The organism is Otariodibacter sp. (assembly GCF_029256985.1).
Taxonomy (GTDB): Bacteria; Pseudomonadota; Gammaproteobacteria; order Enterobacterales; family Pasteurellaceae; genus Otariodibacter.
In genome coordinates this window covers 1-18,384 of the sequence record NZ_JARIDQ010000002.1, presented here as the reverse complement: position 1 = coordinate 18,384, position 18,384 = coordinate 1, and the positions used below count along the sequence as shown (strand labels likewise).

Here is an 18,384-nt window from a genome sequence, read left to right as displayed (position 1 = left end):
TTGTATATTATTCAGCTAGTTAGATCTAATAAGTTTTATATTAGGAGCTAAGAGTAGGTAAACTTACAAGCTCCTTTGTAATTAAATTTCTAGTAATAATCGTGTTGGATCTTCAAGTAACTCTTTGATTGTTACAAGGAATCCAACTGATTCACGACCATCAATTAATCTGTGATCGTAGCTTAATGCTAAGTACATCATTGGACGAATAACTACCTGATCATCAATAGCAACTGGACGATCCTTAATTGCATGCATACCTAAAATTGCACTTTGAGGAGGGTTAATAATTGGTGTTGACATCAATGATCCAAATACACCACCATTAGTGATAGTGAAATTTCCGCCAGTAAGATCTTCTACAGTTAATTTCCCATCACGGCCTTTTTCAGCCAATGCTTTAATTTGTTTTTCGATATCAGCCATGCTTAATTTGTCACAATCTCTTAATACTGGTGTAACAAGTCCTCTTGGTGTAGAAACAGCAATACTAATATCAAAATAGTTGTGATAAATGATATCTTCACCATCAATAGATGCATTGACTTCTGGATAACGTTTTAAAGCTTCGACTACTGCTTTAATATAGAAAGACATAAACCCAAGACGTACGTTATGTTGTTTTTCAAATTTCTCACCATATTGCTTACGCAATGTCATAATCGGTTTCATATCGATTTCATTGAATGTGGTTAACATAGCCGTTGTATTTTTAGCTTCGAGCAAGCGTTCAGCAACACGTTTACGTAATCTCGTCATTGGTACGCGTTTTTCACTACGTGCTGAATAAGCAACTGTACTAATTGTATTTTCTGCTTTCTCTGCAACTTGTTTATTTGCACGTTTAGTAATAGCTTGTTCTACATCTTCACGAGTAACTCTACCACCTACACCAGTGCCTTGAACTTCATCTACTGAAAGATCATGTTCTGCAAGTAAACGTCTCACACTTGGACCAACCGCATCTGCAGCACTATTATCCGGCTCTAAAGATGCTGTTTGACGATCTGCTGGTGTTGCTTGATTTACTGGAGTTAATATCTCTTTACTAAAATCTCCAGCTTGGGCAATAGATAGAATTCCTAACACTTGCTTACTTTTTACTGTTGCTCCAGTTTCTTGTTGAATTTCTGTAAGTATACCGTCACTCATTGCAGGCACTTCTAGCACTACTTTATCTGTTTCAATTTCAACGATAACATCGTCTCGTTTAATAGGATCACCTACTTTTTTGTGCCAAGTTGCAACAGTTGCATCGGCTACAGATTCTGGAAGATCTGGGACAAGAATTTCAATAGTCATTTTTTGTTTCCTTCTTAAATTTCAGTCAGATTTTACAAAAAATAGTAATAATCTGGCCGCTTGTAATTATAGAGTTAGTGCATCTGCAACTAGTTGTTTTTGCTGTTTTGTATGTAGTGACATATAACCAACAGCGGGTGATGCTGAGGCTTCTCTCCCTGCATATTTAAGTTTAGCATGTTCAGGAATTGATGCTTCAAAATTATGTTTACTACAATACCATGCACCTTGGTTTTGAGGCTCTTCTTGGCACCATACAAAATCAGTAACATGCTGATAGTTTGCTAAAATAGCTTTTATCTCGTCGTGAGGATAAGGGTAAAGTTGTTCAATACGAATGATCGCTACATCTTGTTGTTCATTGGCTCTACGTTGTTCTAATAAATCGTAGTAGACTTTTCCTGAACACATTACAACACGTTTTACTTTTTTCGGGTCTAAACCATCTAGTTCCCCAATCACATTTTGGAAATGACCATTAATTAATTCATCTAGTGATGAAACAGCAAGAGGATGACGTAAGAGTGATTTAGGTGAAATTGCAATAAGTGGTCGACGGACTTTACGGATAGCTTGGCGACGTAACATATGATAAACTTGTGCTGGTGTAGACGGTACACAAACCTGCATATTTTGTTCGGCACAAAGTTGCAAATAACGCTCTAAACGTGCAGATGAGTGTTCAGGACCTTGTCCTTCGTATCCATGTGGAAGTAACATAACTAGTCCGCACATTCTTCCCCATTTTTGTTCGCCCGAACTAATAAATTGATCAATAACAATTTGTGCACCATTAGCGAAGTCACCAAATTGCGCTTCCCAAATAGTAAGTGTTTTTGGATCTGTAGTTGCATAGCCATATTCAAATGCGAGTACAGCTTCTTCAGATAAAACAGAATCCCATACTTCAAAACGACCTTGATTAGGGTGTAATTGAGTAAGTGGAACATAACCTGTACCATCAGTTTGATTATGAACAACAGCATGACGATGGAAAAATGTTCCACGTCCTGCATCTTCACCAGAAATTCTTACATGGACACCATCATCAAGTAGAGTAGCATAAGCCATTGTTTCTGCCATACCCCAGTCAAGTAATTTATTACCTTCTATCATTTCTCGTCTATCGTTATAAATTTTTTTAACTCTAGGGTGTGGAATAATAGCTTCAGGATATTCACAAACTCGCTTAGCTAATGTTAGAAATCTGTCTTGTGGAAATTTGCTTTCATAAGGATCAGTCCAATCTGAATTAAGGTATTTTAACCAATCTAATTTAGCCGTATTCATTTCTCGCCATTCAGGCACAACACGATCTCCATTATCAAGAGCATCACGATAAAGATTGACCATTTCTGTTTCTTCATCAGCGGTAATAACACCTTCGGTAATCAAACGTTCGGCATAGACTCTACGTGGTGTTGGATGCTTTTTGATAATACTATACATCATGGGTTGAGTTGCTAAAGGTTCATCTGCTTCATTATGACCATGACGACGATAAGAAATAAGATCAATAAAAATATCGCGCTTGAATAGATTGCGGTATTCCACTGCCATACGTGCAGTAAATGCAACAGCCTCGGGATCATCACCATTTACATGAATAATTGGTGCTTGAATCATCTTAGCAATATCTGTACAGTACTCTGTGGATCGAGTATCAGTAGGATTAGATGTAGTAAAGCCAATTTGGTTGTTGATGACAATTCGGATTGTTCCGCCAACTGTATAACCACGAGTATTTGCCATATTTAAAGTTTCTTGTACTACCCCTTGCCCTGCAACAGCAGAATCTCCATGAACGGTTACTGCTAATACATGATCACGATTGTTATCAAGGCTTCTTGTTTGCCGAGCACGAACAGAACCGATAACAACGGGGTTAACTATTTCCAAATGAGATGGATTAAATGATAAAGCTAAGTGTACAAGTTGATCACCTACAGCAAAATCAGAGGAGAAGCCTTGATGATATTTTACGTCACCTGTACGATTTATATTCGCGTGTTTACCTGCAAATTCATCAAATAATTCTATCGGTTTTTTACCTAAAAGATTGACTAATAGGTTCAAACGGCCACGGTGAGCCATTCCCATTACAACATCAGTAATACCTTGTTTACCTGCATGGCGAACAATTTCTTTCATCATCGGAATGAAGGCATCACTTCCCTCAAGAGAAAATCGCTTAGCACCCGGGAACTTAGCACCTAAATAGCGTTCAAGCCCATCAGCTGCGGTGAGTTCTTTTAATAAAGTTATTTTTTCTTCATGTGAAAAAAGTGGTTTATTTAATACACTTTCCATTTTAGCTTGAAGCCAATTTTTTTGCTCCATATCTTGAACATGCATAAATTCAAGTCCAATGCTTCCACAATAGGTTTCCCTAAGAGCATCAGCTAACTCTCTTAATTTTATTGTTTCTTTATTGTAGACATAGCGACCAATATTGAAAGTTTCATCTAAATCTGTATCAGTAAAACCATGATAGTGGTAATCTAACTCAGGTACTTGAGATGTTTTCCAACGATAGTAATTTAAAGGGTCTAAGTTTGCCTCCAAATGTCCACGAAAGCGATAAGCATTAATAAATTGTAAAATTTTAACCAATTTTGCACTAGCTTTCGGATCTATGACAGTAACGGATTGAGAATGATTTTCTTTAGCTAAACGACGAAAGTAATCTCTTACGATAGAATGGGATTGTTCTTGAACAGTAGTATTCGGTAATTGAGAAAAGATTTGTTGCCAACTTTTATCAACACTTTTTGGATCTTCAAGATATTGCTCGTAGATTTCTTCAACATAAGATTGATTCGCTCCTCCTAATGCCGTGGAAGCAAGTAATTCATCAAAAGTTTTATGTTGCATATAGGACCTAACCTTATTAAGTAGTTTATTTACAAATAATTTTATTGTCATTATATATGCTTAAGAACAATAAAAAATATAAATCGTTAGGATAAATCTTAATAGTTTCCTAACTTCACATATGGTGAATATATTATGCCTATTCTTGTCGAGTAAAACTGTGACACAAGTCTTATTTTTTACATTTTTATAACATTTTTATGAAGTTTTAAGAAGAGATATTTTATTTTTAGATAATTGATACTAATTTGATTTATAAATGAAAGCATACTACTGAATTTTGAATCGGTTTTAAGTAGATTTTATTGTATAATTAAGAAAATTTATTTCGTCTGTCTAAGGAATTATTTATGTTACATTCAAGTGAGAGTGAAACTTGTATTGTTATTGCTATTGCAGGAGCATCTGCTTCAGGTAAAAGCTTGATTGCTTCAACTATCTATAAAGAGTTGAAAGAAGAACTTGGAAAGGATGAGATAGGGATTATTTCGGAGGATTCTTACTACAGAGATCAAAGCCATTTGGCTATGGAAGAAAGAGTAAAGACAAATTATGACCATCCAAGCTCTATGGATCATGCTTTGCTTGTCTCGCATCTAAAAACTCTAAAAAAAGGAGAGCCTGTTAACATTCCAGAATATGATTATACGCAACATAATCGTAAACAGAGTGTAATCCATTTTTCCCCTAGGAGAGTTATTATTTTGGAAGGAATCTTATTACTAACAGATGAAAATATTAGGAATGAAATTGATGTCTCAATTTTTGTTGATGCACCACTTGATATTTGTTTTATTCGTCGGCTAAATCGAGATATGCAGGAGCGTGGACGTACACTTGAATCAGTTGTGACACAGTATAGTAAAACAGTCCGCCCAATGTTTTTGCAATTTGTTGAACCATCTAAACAATATGCTGATATTATCGTACCTAAAGGTGGAAAAAATCGTATTGCAATTAACATTTTAAAAGCACAAATAAAACAATTATTTAAACATAATAAGTAGGAAAAATATGCGTCTTTGTGATACGGATATTGAACGTTATTTAGATAAAGGGTTAATTAGCCTATTCCCTCGGCCAAGTAATGATAAAATTAATGGAGCAACAATAGATGTTCGCTTAGGTAATTCTTTTCGTGTTTTTCGAGAACATGCAACGCCTTATATCGATTTAAGTGGTACTCGCGAAGAGATGACAGCTCAATTAGAAAGTGTAATGAGTGAAGAAATTATTATTAGTGAAGGGGAGGCATTTTTTTTACACCCAGGGGAATTAGCTTTAGCAACAACATTAGAAACGGTTAAGTTGCCTGCAAATATAGTCGGTTGGTTGGATGGACGTTCTTCTTTGGCTCGTTTAGGATTAATGGTTCATATTACAGCACACCGAATAGATCCGGGTTGGGAAGGGAAAATTGTATTAGAATTCTTCAATGCAGGGAAATTACCACTAGCATTAAGACCTAATATGGCAATTGGTGCATTAAGTTTTGAAATTTTAAGTGGTAATTCTGAAAGACCTTATAATACTCGCAAAGATGCTAAATATAAAAATCAACAAAGCGCTATATCTAGTAGAATAAATCAAGACTAATTAGAATTATTCTGAGCGTAACTTATTAGATATGGATTGAATTTTAAAGGTAAATTCAATCCATTGTTTTTTTAATCTTTATTTGTGCGGATATGTATAGCAAGTTCTTTAATAAGTTTAGGACCTTGATAAATCATTGCAGAGTAGAGTTGTAAAAGATCTGCTCCAGCATTAATTTTTTCTTGACCTGATGATACTGAATGAATCCCACCACTACCAATGATAGGAATCTGTCCTCGTAAGTTTTTTTGAAATTGTAAAATTAAATTGGTACTCAGTTTATGTAATGGTTTTCCGCTTAATCCGCCTTGCTCATCTGCATGTTTTAATCCTGTGACTGTATCACGAGAGAGTGTTGTATTTCCTGCAATAAGTCCATCAACCTTATATCTAAGTAGACTTTCGGCAATAGATTCTATTTCAGAATAAGTAAGATCAGGAGCAACTTTCAAAACTAAAGGTTTATAAAGTCCTTGTCTTTTGGCTAATTCAGCTTGTTCTGATTTTAGAGTTTTCAATAACGAATTTAATGCTTCACCATATTGTAATGTTCTAAGGTTTTTCGTATTTGGAGATGAAATATTGACAGTAATATAACTAGCATGTTGGTAGACTTTACGAAAGCAGATTTGATAATCATCAATACTTTTTTCTATAGGGGTTGTGGCATTTTTACCTATATTAATCCCTAAAATTCCACGATAATTAGATTTCTTAACATTCTCAATCAAAACATCAACACCAAGATTATTAAATCCATTACGATTAATAATCCCTTCAGATTCAAGTAATCGAAATTGTCTAGGGCGAGGATTACCATCTTGTGCTACAGGGGTTACTGTCCCAACTTCAATAAATCCAAATCCTAGTTTTGCGAACCCATCAATGGCTTCACCATTTTTATCTGCGCCAGCAGCAAGACCAATAGGATTTGGAAAATTTAATCCCATTACATTGACTTTGTTCTCTGGGGGAGGATAGAAAGAAGGGAGATAGCCTAGATACTTCAATACTTGAATAGAAAATAGATGGGCTTGCTCTGGCTCGAGAGAGAATAGTGCCTTTCGAATAAGAGAATAAGTCATGCAAGAAAACTCCTGAATCTAACTGCTTGTATGAAATATTGGATAAGAAGCAATAAAAAAGCCCAATAATGGGCTTTTGACTATTAATGATTAAACATCGCCGAGATTGACTCTTCATTACTAATTCGGCGAATAGCCTCTGCAAGCATTCCTGAAACTGTCAAGACTCGGACTTTATTTAATGCCTTAATTTCCGCTGAAAGTGGGATAGAATCGGTTACCACCACTTCATCTAATGCTGTATTAGCTAAGTTTTTCGCTGCTGTACCGGAGAATACAGGGTGTGTTGCATAAGCAAACACTCGACGAGCACCTCTTTCTTTTAATGCTTCAGCAGCTTTTACTAATGTTCCACCAGTATCGATCATATCATCCACTAAGATACAATCACGTTCTGCTACATCACCAATGATGTGCATAACTTGGGAAACGTTAGCTCTAGGGCGACGTTTATCGATAATTGCCATCTCTGTGTCATTAAGTAGTTTTGCTACTGCACGAGCACGAACCACTCCACCGATATCTGGAGATACAACGATTGGGTTGACTAAGTCAGATTTCTTTAAGATATCATCAAGTAAAATTGGAGAACCAAATACGTTATCTACTGGCACATCAAAGAAACCTTGAATTTGTTCTGCGTGAAGATCACAAGTCAATACACGGTCAACTCCCACACTAGAAAGAAAATCAGCTACAACTTTTGCTGTAATTGGAACACGGGCAGAGCGAACACGACGGTCTTGTCGAGCGTAGCCAAAATATGGAATAACAGCGGTAATACGGCCTGCAGATGCACGTCTTAACGCATCGACCATTACGATCAATTCCATTAGATTATCATTAGTGGGTGCACAAGTTGATTGCACAATAAAAATATCTCCGCCACGTACATTTTCATTAATTTGTACTTGAACCTCACCATCACTAAAACGACCAACTGTTGCATCGCTGAGGTTAGTATAAAGACGTTCAGCAATTCGTTTTGCTAATTCTGGTGTAGCATTTCCTGCGAAGAGTTTAATATCAGGCATTGGGGGAACCTCTGGGTTAAATTAGGAAAATAAGTTTAGTTTTTGGTGTAAAGGTGAAATATTTTGTCCTTTTGCCACAAAGCCTTGTATATCATTCGGCTTGTTAGCAAAAACTTGACGAGCTTTAGCTTCACTTTCAAACTCAGCAAAAATACAAGCACCTGTACCAGTTAACCGAAACGGTGCATATTGTACCAACCAAGCGATAAGATCTTCAACCTCTGAATACTGATCTCGGACAACTTTTTCGCAATCGTTTTTCCAATTTATAGATAAAAGTTCTTGCAATTTTCTTTTGGGCGTATTGCGAGGTAGTGAGGGTTGATTAAAAATTAGTGCAGTTGAAATAGACACATTAGGTTTAAGCACTACGAACCACTTTTCTGGTGGATTGCAAAATGTTAATTTTTCGCCCACTCCTTCAGCAAAAGCTGCATGACCTCTCACAAAAATAGGTACATCAGCACCTAATGTTAATCCAAGTTCTGCTAAAGTTTCTAGAGAGAGTTGTGTATTCCATAGTTGATTAAGTACAACGAGGGTTGTTGCTGCGTTAGATGACCCTCCTCCAACGCCTCCTCCCATAGGGAGCCTTTTGGTTATTCCAATTTTTGCACCAAGGGAACAAGCGGTGTGCTGTTGTAATAATTTTGCAGCTTTATAAATTAGATTTTGCTCAACAGGTACAGAATCTAGTTGATCGAGTAGTTCAATTTGCGATCCTTGAGTAATTTCAAAATGGATATCATCCCCAAAGTCTAAAAACTGAAACAAGGTTTGCAATTCATGATAGCCATCTGACCGCTTGCCTGTAATATATAAGAATAAATTGAGTTTAGCTGGGCTAGGAAAAGTAAGAATATTGCTCATATCAATATGTCCATTCATCAATACGAATTTTTAAAGTTTGTGTCCCATTATCTAGTGAAATTAGTTTGGGTAAGTTTGGAATACGATCTTCATGATATTCAACAAAATTCACATTCCACGTTACACCATTAATAGGGTAATTAAATTGAGCTAGTTGGCGTTTTTCATTAACCGTATAAGGCATATTTTCTTCAGGTTGACCTTTTACCCAATAAGCAAAATGGTCGATAGGAAATGATACTCCGATCATTTCTTGCATTAACTTAGTAATATTGGTTTCGGTACGTGAATTACCTTCACTGTCAGAAACCGTCATACCTTGTTGGGTACGTTGTAATTTGAGTGATTTACTTGAAAGATTTGAGGACATCACTAGATGAAACTGATATGGAGAATGATATTGCCAATCAAAGTGTGAGGAAAATCGATCCTCAGGTGAAAGATAACCAAATTGACCACTTGCAGAGTAAGACCTAATTTTTTGTAATTGTGCTAGATGTTGTTGCCATTGGGGATCTGAATGTGGAATCGTTATTATTGATTTATCTACTTTAGAAGGCGCATCATAAATAGAATTACAGCCAACTAAGGCTAGTAATCCAGTCAATGATAAAATTTTTGAAATAGTTTTCATAATTATCCCTTTTTGAGGTTTTAAAATATTAATTTGTTAATTCAGTAATTATAGTTTGTTTCAGTTTCTCTTTTTGTACTTCTGATAGTGCTTGATTTTGAGATGTTGTCACCACAAAAAAATCTTCTACCTGTTCACCTATCGTCGTAATTTTGGCGTTAATTAAGTTTAATTGTAATTGTTGAAAAATATAGCCTATTCGAGTCAATAATCCTTCTCTATCTAATGTGAATAATTCAAAAGCAGTATGTTCTAGATTTAATTCATCTAAAAAACGAATCATAGTTTTACGTTTAAATGATCTATGCTTTATTGGTTTTTTGACGATTTTTATAGGTTTAGATTCAGTATCTTGTAAGGTCTTAGTCAATGCAAGTTGAATCTGTTTAAGTCGATCTTTATTGAGTGTTTTACCATTTTGTTCGGAAACAATAAAGCTATCTAAGATAAATCCATTATCACTTGTCAGAATTTGGGCATCATGCACTGTCACTTTTTTCTGGCTCATCATTTGTGCAACTCGAGCAAAAATATACGGTTGTTCTTGTGTGTAGATAAAAATTTCAGTGGCACTACGTGCGTATTGACTACTGACTAGTACTAAGGGGAGGGTCGTGCTTTTAATAAATGATGAAGCATGCCAGATAAGCTGGGTTGGATTATGACGCACAAAGTAACTTTCAGGACAGCTATCCCAAAATTCACAAAGTTTTTGTTGTTGAACTTCAGATAAATTGAGTTGTTGCAAGGTTTCATCACGATTATTAAGTGCTAATTGGTGGTAATCGATAGATTCTTCCTTACCTAAATTGAGTTGTTCAAGCGTAAATTGATAGAGTTTATGAATTAAGGAACGTTTCCAATCATTCCATAATGTTTCATTAGTTGCACAAATATCGGCTACTGTTAAGCAAGTTAATGCAGATAACGCGGTCGGATTATTAACGACATTTGCAAAATTTTTTACAACAGAGGGATCGTGAATATCGCGTCGTTGTGCAGTAATAGACATAGATAGATGTTGTTCGACTAACCACGCCATATAATCGCTATCCTCTTCGCTAAATCCGTGTAGGTGGGCAAATTGACGCATATCTTCTGCCCCCAATTTTGAATGATCGCCATTTCGTCCTTTTGCTATATCATGAAATAGAGCAGCTAGATAGAGTAGAGGACGTTTTTCGAGTATGGGAAAGATTTCACAACATAGGGGATGTTTCTCACTATTGGTTTGGTCGAGAAAACTCTCTAATTTTTGCATCACTCGCACGATATGTTCATCAACCGTATAAAGGTGAAACATATCAAATTGCATTAACCCTCGGATATTTTTCCATTGTGGCAGATAGATTGAAAGTACTCCAAAACGGTGCATAGGCAGAATTGCTCGTTGGATACAATTAGGTTGTGAAAAAAGCTGAATAAAACGTTTTCGGGCATTTGGATTTTCACTTAAAGGTATCGTAATATTTTTTATCGTCAAACGAAGATGACGTAGTGTGGTTATTGCGATTATTGCTTCAGGATACTCAGTTAAATAAAAGAAAAGATCTAATATTTTTTCAGGGGATTGGGATAAATTTCTTGGACTATAACAACTGATTTGGTTATCTCGTAAAAAAAATAACTCATCAAGCGGTAACTTTGTTCCTTTATTTTGCAAAGGATTTAGTACATCTTGTTTAAAGCTATCAAGAATTAGTTGGCTTAGTTGAGAAATAGATTGAGTTGCTTGGAAGTAGGCTTTCATCATCATTTCTACGGGATGATTTCCTTCCCCTTGATAACCTAACTGTTCACTCAATGCTAGCTGGCGATCAAAGCGTAAACGATTGTCATAGCGTTTCAGTTGAAGGTGTAATCCAAACCGCATTTGAAAAAGGATTTTCTGTGCCTCTTTTAGTTCTTCATACTCTTTTTTGAAAAGGATCCCTTTAGCATAAAGTGAATCTAAAGATTGAACGCCATATTGTCTAAGCATAATCCATAAAAGTAAATGTAGATCACGTAATCCTCCTGGACTATGCTTCAAATCAGGTTCAAGGTTATAGCTTGTATTATGATATCTTTCGTAGCGCGTTTGTTTTTCTTCTATTTTTGCTTGAAAAAAAGATGAAATTGGCCAAAAATTATCTTGATATAAATGAGAAATTAATTGTTCCCACAAAAATTTATTGCCTATTAAAAACCGGCTTTCCAACATATTTGTTGCAACGGATAGTTCATTAAGTCCAATATCAATACATTGTTGGATAGTTCGAATTGCGGAGCCTAACTGTAAATTGCAATCCCATAAAATATTAAATAATTGAGTGATCTTATCTTGTGTTGTTTCATTGATAGGATTTTCACTGATAATTAGAATATCAAGATCAGAGAGAGGAAACATTTCTCTACGACCGTACCCACCAACAGCAATAAGTGCTAGATCAGAGTATCTATCTAATTCAAAATGTTCCCATAATGTTTGGAGTAATTGATCATAAAAATTACTACGTTGATACAACAGTGTTACAACATTAATACAATTAAATTTTATGCTTTGCTCAGTATTGAATTTATCAAATTGTTCTTTTAGATTGAAAATGCCCATTACGTAATTTTTATTAGTTTAGAAAAAGCAAATAAGTAACCATGTCATTCCAGCCAGAAGTATACTCATAAAAACGGCTGCAGAGGCAATATCTTTAGCTCTACCTGACAATTCATGAAATTCTGATCCAATACGGTCAACAACAGATTCAATCGCACTATTTAATAATTCAGTAATAAGAATAAGTAATATGCTTCCTACCAATAAAATTTTTTCAACGGGTGTTTGTCCTAGAAAAAAACCTAAAGGAATTGTTATACAAGAAAGCCAGATTTCTTGACGAAGCGCAGCTTCATTAATATACGCACTTTTTAACCCTTTTAATGAATATTTGGTTGCATTAATCACTCTTTGAAAACTTGCTTTATTGGAGGGTTTCATTGACTACCTTATAAAAATAAGAAAATGTGAATTACAACTTTCTGAAAAATACTAGATAAATAACGTAAGTCATTCTATATTTTTTTGTAATAAAGAATCAATAAATTTATCTAATTCAGATATCTTTCTATAAATTTCTAGAAATGTGAATTTTTTTAATTCTAATTGGTATTAACTATTCACATTTTTATATTTTTTAGATACTATCAATACATATTTTAATAAAAAACATGAAATTTATTTATTCTTATTTTTATAGGAAACTTTATGAGTAACCCTTTTCTTTCTTCTAAACTTTTTGGTGGGAATCTTGTACTACGGATTGCCATTGGATTAATCCTTGGTATAGTTCTTGCTCTTATATTCCCAGAAATAGCGATAAAATTTGGTGTATTAGGTCAATTTTTTGTCAAATCCCTTAGATCTATAGCGCCTATTTTAGTATTCACTATTGTTTTATCTGCGATTGCAAATAAAAAAGTTGGAAGCAATGGCCGTTTGAAGCCAATTATTGTTCTTTATCTTATGGGGACTTTTCTTGCAGCATTAACAGCTGTAGTGCTTAGTTATGCTTTTCCAACAACATTAGAGCTGGTTGAAAGCCCAGGTGGATTGGCGCCACCAGATCGTGTCGATGAAGTTTTAAAAGTAGTCATTTTTAATTTAGTTGATAATCCATTTGGTGCGATAACTGATGGTAATTTTATTGGGATTCTTGCATGGTCTATTGGTTTAGGCATTGCATTACGTCACGGAGCTGATAGCACTAAAGTTTTATTAAGCGATATGGCTGATGCAGTTTCTTTTGTTGTTAAAGTTGTTATTACCTTTGCTCCTATTGGGGTTTTTGGATTAGTAGCTGAAACTATTGCAACTAACGGCGTTGATGCTTTTGCTGGTTATATTCGTCTGCTATTTGTTTTATTGGGTGCTATGTCAATTGTTGCATTTCTCTTAAACCCTTTACTTGTATATTGGAAATTGGGTCGCAACCCTTACCCACTTACTCTAACTTGTATACGTGAAAGTGGTGTGACTGCGTTCTTTACTCGTAGTTCTGCAGCAAATATTCCAGTGAATATGAATTTAGCAAAACGTTTAGGGTTAAAAGAAGAAATTTATTCTGTATCAATTCCACTTGGTGCAACGATCAATATGGCAGGAGCTGCGATCACAATTACTGTTTTAACTTTAGCTGCAGCTTACACACAAGGTATTGTACCTGATTTCTGGACTGCATTATTATTAAGTATTGTTGCTTCAGTTTGTGCTTGTGGTGCATCGGGTGTTGCTGGTGGTTCACTATTATTAATTCCACTTGCGTGTAGTTTATTCAGTATTCCAAATGATATTGCAGCACAAGTTATTGGTGTTGGTTTCATTATTGGTGTGATTCAAGATTCAGCAGAAACTGCTTTAAACTCTTCAACTGATGTATTATTTACAGCAGCAGTAAGCTTATCTTCTGATGATGAATAGTTGATAATTTATAATTAGAAGTAAAAAGCCTGAAGTTATGACTTCGGGCTTTTTTATTATGTATCTAATTTTTAAATATAACTATTATTTTATTTAGCAGCCTCTTTGAGTAAGTCAGCTTTATCTGTTTTTTCCCACGGAAAATTTTCACGACCAAAGTGTCCGTATGCTGCTGTTTCACGGTAAATCGGTTGGATTAGATCTAACATTTTAATTAATCCGTAAGGGCGTAAATCAAAGTGTTCTCTCACTAATTCCACTAAGATTTCGTTATTCACTTTTCCTGTACCAAAAGTTTCTACCATGATTGATGTTGGATCTGCCACACCAATTGCATAAGATAATTGAATTTCACAACGATCAGCTAAACCTGCAGCAACAATATTTTTTGCAACATAACGAGCCGCATAAGCTGCCGAACGGTCAACTTTTGAAGGATCTTTTCCAGAGAAAGCTCCACCACCATGACGTGCGGCACCGCCGTAGGTATCTACAATAATTTTGCGGCCTGTTAATCCACAGTCACCCATCGGTCCACCAATTACAAAGCGACCTGTTGGGTTAATAAAATATTTGGTATCTTTATTTAACCATTCTGTTGGTAAAATTGGTTTAATTATTTCTTCCATTACGCCTTCATAGATTTCTTTTTGTGATACGCTATCAGCATGTTGTGTTGAAAGTACAACAGCATCAATACCTTTAATTTTGTTATCTTCATAAATAAAAGTTAATTGGCTTTTTGCATCTGGACGTAACCAGTTTAACTTGCCACTTTTACGCACTTTTGCTTGTTGTTCCATTAAGCGATGAGCATAAGTAATTGGTGCTGGCATTAATACATCTGTTTCATTTGTAGCAAAACCAAACATAATACCTTGATCACCCGCACCTTGAGCTAATGGATCTTCACGATCAACCCCTTGATTAATATCTGGAGATTGTTTACCAATCGCATTTAATACGGCACAAGAACGAGCATCAAATCCCATGTCTGAATGAGTATAACCAATATCACAAATAACTTGACGAGTTAGGTTTTCTATATCAACCCAAGCAGAGGTTGTAATTTCACCACCAACTAATGCCATGCCTGTTTTGACATAAGTTTCACAAGCTACACGAGCTTGAGGATCTTGCTTTAATATCTCATCAAGTACTGCATCTGAAATTTGATCTGCAATTTTATCTGGATGTCCTTCTGAAACAGATTCAGATGTAAATAAATTAATTGTCATTGAGTTTAATCCTTAATTGATAAATAAAAGGGTAGTAAATATGCGGTCATAGTACTCATAGTACTTAAAGTATGCTGTGTTAAAAGACCGACTGATTTGTATTCTGTTGATTTTGCCATCTAGACGTCTATAATACTTTTTTTATAAAAAAATCACAAATTATTTTGTGAATATTGATAGATTACCTCTGTTCTTTTATTCGTGGTATGATATTTTCTATTAAGAATAATATTACAATGACCTAAATTAAATCCGAATTTTAAGGTAGTAAGATAGTACAATTATTAGATAAAACCTATTATCGTTTTATGAAGATAAAGATAAGGCTTATATGACATCGACTAAACGAAAATACAGCATAAATAAATATATTCAATTCATATCAAAAAAATATCAGTCAATAGAACAATATTTTACTAATGGTTCATTTGGTGTGAAGTTTTACCCTCTATTGATGTCACCATTTGTAAGAGTTACCAATAAATTATTGGTTAGGATGTTGGCCTTTTTAGCTGTATTCATTGGTATTGATTATTTTGCAGCAGAACTTATAACAATTGTATTTAGTAATGTAGGATTTTTAGCTTACTATGATCATACTATATTAGAGTTACTTTTACCTATAGGCTCTATTGTCGATTCTCAAACAAGCCAACTTTCTCCTCTTTCATTCGTAATGAAAGCCACATTTATGGTACATGGTTCTCTATTTTTATTTATTTATCTTATAGCTGTTAATCAGATGATAAAAGGATTTAGACTGATCGGCAGTATGGCAGCGATCTTTTTTTCATTGGGTATGATTTTAATATATTCTGCTCAAGGCGGTCATTATACTGAAGGTGGTTTACAAAATCTTGGAGTAAGTATTACCTTTTTATTAGGTAATATTATGATGATAGTGACAGGAATTGGTATCGATAAGCCATTTTTGCGTAAATTCAAACTATTTAGTCTAATTGCTGGAGGGATAGGGATCATTGCCATAGGTATTACGATGTTTGGTTTTACAAATTATTTAGCAATTTTTGAACGTATTAGCTTTTATCTTGTAGTTATTTGGGATGTGGCACTTGGTTTTGCTATTTTGAGATATGTTAGATAATGAAAAAATCAATCAATTTTATTCATAGATATCAACAAATTATTGCAATTCCTACGATTAGTAGTTTGCAAGCAGAGTATGATTTAACTAATAAGCCTTTAATTGATCTGTTAGCTACTTGGTTAGAAGACTTCGGCTTTCAGATTGAAATTTTACCCGTTGAAGGCAGCCGAGGAAAATACAATTTATTAGCGACCTACGGTGAAGGCGAGGGTGGTTTATTGTTTGCAGGGCATACAGATACGGTACCTTTTGATGAGGGAAGATGGATTTTTGATCCTTTTGCTTTAACAGAAAAAGAAGGGAAATTCTATGGCCTAGGTACGGCAGATATGAAAGGCTTTTTTGCCTTTGTTATTGATACTCTTAGTCAAATCGATCTTCAAAAATTAAATAAGCCAATTCGTATTCTGGCAACTGCTGATGAAGAAACAACAATGCTCGGGGCTAGAGTATTTTCTCAACAAGCAACAATTAGACCTGATTGTGCCATTATTGGTGAGCCAACTTCATTAAAACCTATTCGAGCCCACAAAGGTCATATCGGTGAATCTATTAATGTTATTGGACGTTCTGGCCATGCGAGCGATCCTAGCCAAGGAGTGAATGCCATTGAAATTATGCATAAAGCGATAGGGCATTTATTAGAGTTAAAATCGGATTTACAGAATAATTATCACAATTCACTATTTAAAATACCTTATCCTACAATGAATTTAGGTAATATTCATGGTGGAGATGGAATTAACCGAATTTGTGCCTGTTGTGAATTACAATTGGAAATCCGCCCCCTACCCAATATGTCTATCACTGACCTACAAGGCTTGCTATACCAAAATCTTGCACCTTTAATTGAAGAGTTTGGTGATAAGATTCAAATCAAACATCTTCATGGTGGAATACCGGGATATGAATGTAGTCATTCGGCACAAATTGTACAGGTGGTTGAGGCGTTGTTGGGCGAAAAATGTGATGCTGTAAATTATTGCACGGAAGCTCCTTTCATTCAGAATATTTGTCCGACCTTAGTTTTGGGACCTGGTTCTATTGAGCAAGCACACCAGCCTAATGAATTTTTAGAAACTAAATTTATTGAACCAACAATTAAATTACTAACAAAATTGATCCATCATTTTTGTTAGTTAAATTTTACATAATTTAATGAGTAACTGACCGCTTGTAATGAGCGGTTTATTCTTTGTATTCTTCTTGAATACGTTGGCGAAAACGACTTGCCATTAGATGATAAAATGGTCTTGGATTAAATTGTCGAGAGATAATCGAAGAGACTAAACTACAAATTAACAACCAGAAAAGCACCGGTTGTGCACCAGTCATCTCCATTACTACCACACTTGCTGTAACTGGCGATTGTGTTGCTCCCGCTAAAAATCCTGCCATACACAATAGTACTAGCAATCTCTGATCGACCAAACCATCGGTTAATGACCAAATTTGTACTCCAATTCCTGCACCTGTCGTCAATGAAGGGGTAAAAATCCCACCGGCAATACCAGTCCAATATGTAGCAACTGTTGAAACAAGTTTGAATAATCCTAAATTACTATCGGTATTTGAACCAGTCAGAGCAGAAGATGCAACATCATAACCTGTTCCATAGGTTTGTCCCTTTGTATAAGTACCAATAGCAGCTAGAATAAGTCCAAGAAATAAAGCAATCATAACAGGATGGCGTCGTATCCATCCTCTAATCGATGCAGGAGAAATTCCAGCTAAACCTTTTGCAAGTAATCGTGCAAAAATTCCTCCAAGGATGCCACATATAACAGCACATAATGCAACCCATAAAAACATATAAGAAACAGACGTTTCTCCTTGATACTGTGGAAAGTATGGATTATTTCCTTCTATTGCAACAAGAATAAAACCAGAAGTGAGTACACCGAGTAATATTTTTCTTTCCCATCGCAGTAATATTCCACGCCCTAATTCTTCAATTGCAAAAATAACACCTGATAAAGGTGCGTTAAATGCTGCAGCCAATCCACCTGCGGCTCCTGTTGCCATTAGTTCATTCGTTGTTAATCCTGTAAAAGCAAAGCCTTGTTTTCTACATAAATTTCCCCATGCTAGCATGGTAGCTGCACCGACTTGTACAGATGGTCCCTCACGTCCAACAGATCCTCCTAGTATCATAGCAATAAAGGTCAAGGGAATTTTCCAGAGTGTTTG

15 protein-coding genes are annotated in these 18,384 nt (G+C 35.2%); 5 read left to right on the top strand and 10 right to left on the bottom strand.

All coding sequences use genetic code 11. The features are described 5' to 3' along the window. Nucleotides 1-81: 81 nt before the first annotated feature. Together odhB and sucA are read right to left on the bottom strand one after the other, a co-directional pair. Nucleotides 82-1,302 carry a 2-oxoglutarate dehydrogenase complex dihydrolipoyllysine-residue succinyltransferase gene (odhB, locus tag Q1J40_RS00110; RefSeq protein ID WP_301097959.1) on the bottom strand — a complete coding sequence of 407 codons (1,221 nt, stop codon included), beginning with the start codon at nt 1,300-1,302 and terminating at the stop codon, nt 82-84. A 66-nt stretch (nt 1,303-1,368) separates the two neighbouring features. Then, entirely contained in the window at nt 1,369-4,176 is a 2,808-nt protein-coding gene (sucA, locus tag Q1J40_RS00105) for a 2-oxoglutarate dehydrogenase E1 component (protein ID WP_301097958.1), read from the bottom strand. Between the two features lie 350 nt (nt 4,177-4,526). Here sucA and udk point away from each other — a divergent pair, with 350 nt between their 5' ends. Further along, nucleotides 4,527-5,183, top strand: a complete 657-nt coding sequence (udk, locus tag Q1J40_RS00100; protein WP_301097956.1) for a uridine kinase — start codon at nt 4,527-4,529, stop codon at nt 5,181-5,183. Between the two features lie 7 nt (nt 5,184-5,190). After that, on the top strand, nt 5,191-5,772 hold the full coding sequence (gene dcd / locus Q1J40_RS00095) for a dCTP deaminase (RefSeq protein WP_301097955.1): 582 nt from the start codon (nt 5,191-5,193) through the stop codon (nt 5,770-5,772). A gap of 71 nt (nt 5,773-5,843) precedes the next feature. Here dcd and pyrD read toward each other — a convergent pair whose 3' ends face one another. From pyrD to Q1J40_RS00065, 6 genes are all read right to left on the bottom strand, one after another. Beyond that, nucleotides 5,844-6,857 (bottom strand): quinone-dependent dihydroorotate dehydrogenase, encoded by a 1,014-nt coding sequence (gene pyrD, locus Q1J40_RS00090; protein WP_301097954.1) that lies wholly within the window; start codon nt 6,855-6,857, stop codon nt 5,844-5,846. A gap of 83 nt (nt 6,858-6,940) precedes the next feature. After that, nucleotides 6,941-7,891, bottom strand: a complete 951-nt coding sequence (locus tag Q1J40_RS00085) for a ribose-phosphate pyrophosphokinase (protein WP_301097952.1) — start codon at nt 7,889-7,891, stop codon at nt 6,941-6,943. A 21-nt stretch (nt 7,892-7,912) separates the two neighbouring features. Beyond that, on the bottom strand, nt 7,913-8,761 hold the full coding sequence (gene ispE, locus Q1J40_RS00080; RefSeq protein WP_301097951.1) for a 4-(cytidine 5'-diphospho)-2-C-methyl-D-erythritol kinase: 849 nt from the start codon (nt 8,759-8,761) through the stop codon (nt 7,913-7,915). Nucleotide 8,762: 1 nt separating this feature from the next. Continuing rightward, nucleotides 8,763-9,395, bottom strand: a complete 633-nt coding sequence (gene lolB / locus Q1J40_RS00075; RefSeq protein ID WP_301097949.1) for a lipoprotein insertase outer membrane protein LolB — start codon at nt 9,393-9,395, stop codon at nt 8,763-8,765. A gap of 28 nt (nt 9,396-9,423) precedes the next feature. Further along, nucleotides 9,424-11,988, bottom strand: coding sequence for a bifunctional uridylyltransferase/uridylyl-removing protein GlnD (glnD, locus tag Q1J40_RS00070; RefSeq protein WP_301097947.1), 2,565 nt, complete (start codon nt 11,986-11,988; stop codon nt 9,424-9,426). Nucleotides 11,989-12,006: 18 nt separating this feature from the next. Beyond that, nucleotides 12,007-12,369 carry a diacylglycerol kinase gene (locus Q1J40_RS00065; protein ID WP_301097946.1) on the bottom strand — a complete coding sequence of 121 codons (363 nt, stop codon included), beginning with the start codon at nt 12,367-12,369 and terminating at the stop codon, nt 12,007-12,009. Between the two features lie 267 nt (nt 12,370-12,636). Between Q1J40_RS00065 and sstT the strand changes: the two genes are divergently transcribed. After that, the gene (gene sstT / locus Q1J40_RS00060) at nt 12,637-13,848 is read left to right on the top strand and encodes a serine/threonine transporter SstT (RefSeq protein ID WP_301097944.1); all 1,212 of its coding nucleotides are present in this window, start codon (nt 12,637-12,639) and stop codon (nt 13,846-13,848) included. A gap of 89 nt (nt 13,849-13,937) precedes the next feature. On the opposite strand, the gene metK is transcribed toward sstT, so the two are convergent. Continuing rightward, complete coding sequence (gene metK / locus Q1J40_RS00055; protein ID WP_301097943.1) at nt 13,938-15,086, bottom strand: methionine adenosyltransferase; 1,149 nt, start codon at nt 15,084-15,086, stop codon at nt 13,938-13,940. Nucleotides 15,087-15,417: 331 nt separating this feature from the next. Here metK and Q1J40_RS00050 point away from each other — a divergent pair, with 331 nt between their 5' ends. Both Q1J40_RS00050 and argE read left to right on the top strand, forming a co-directional pair. Beyond that, entirely contained in the window at nt 15,418-16,191 is a 774-nt protein-coding gene (locus Q1J40_RS00050; RefSeq protein ID WP_301097942.1) for a permease, read from the top strand. Further along, the gene (gene argE, locus Q1J40_RS00045) at nt 16,191-17,333 is read left to right on the top strand and encodes an acetylornithine deacetylase (protein ID WP_301097940.1); all 1,143 of its coding nucleotides are present in this window, start codon (nt 16,191-16,193) and stop codon (nt 17,331-17,333) included. The genes Q1J40_RS00050 and argE overlap by 1 nt, the downstream gene beginning before the upstream one ends. A gap of 49 nt (nt 17,334-17,382) precedes the next feature. Here the strand turns inward: argE and Q1J40_RS00040 are convergent. After that, nucleotides 17,383-18,384 (bottom strand): chloride channel protein (locus Q1J40_RS00040; protein ID WP_301097938.1); only part of this gene is annotated, 1,002 nt, incomplete at its 5' end.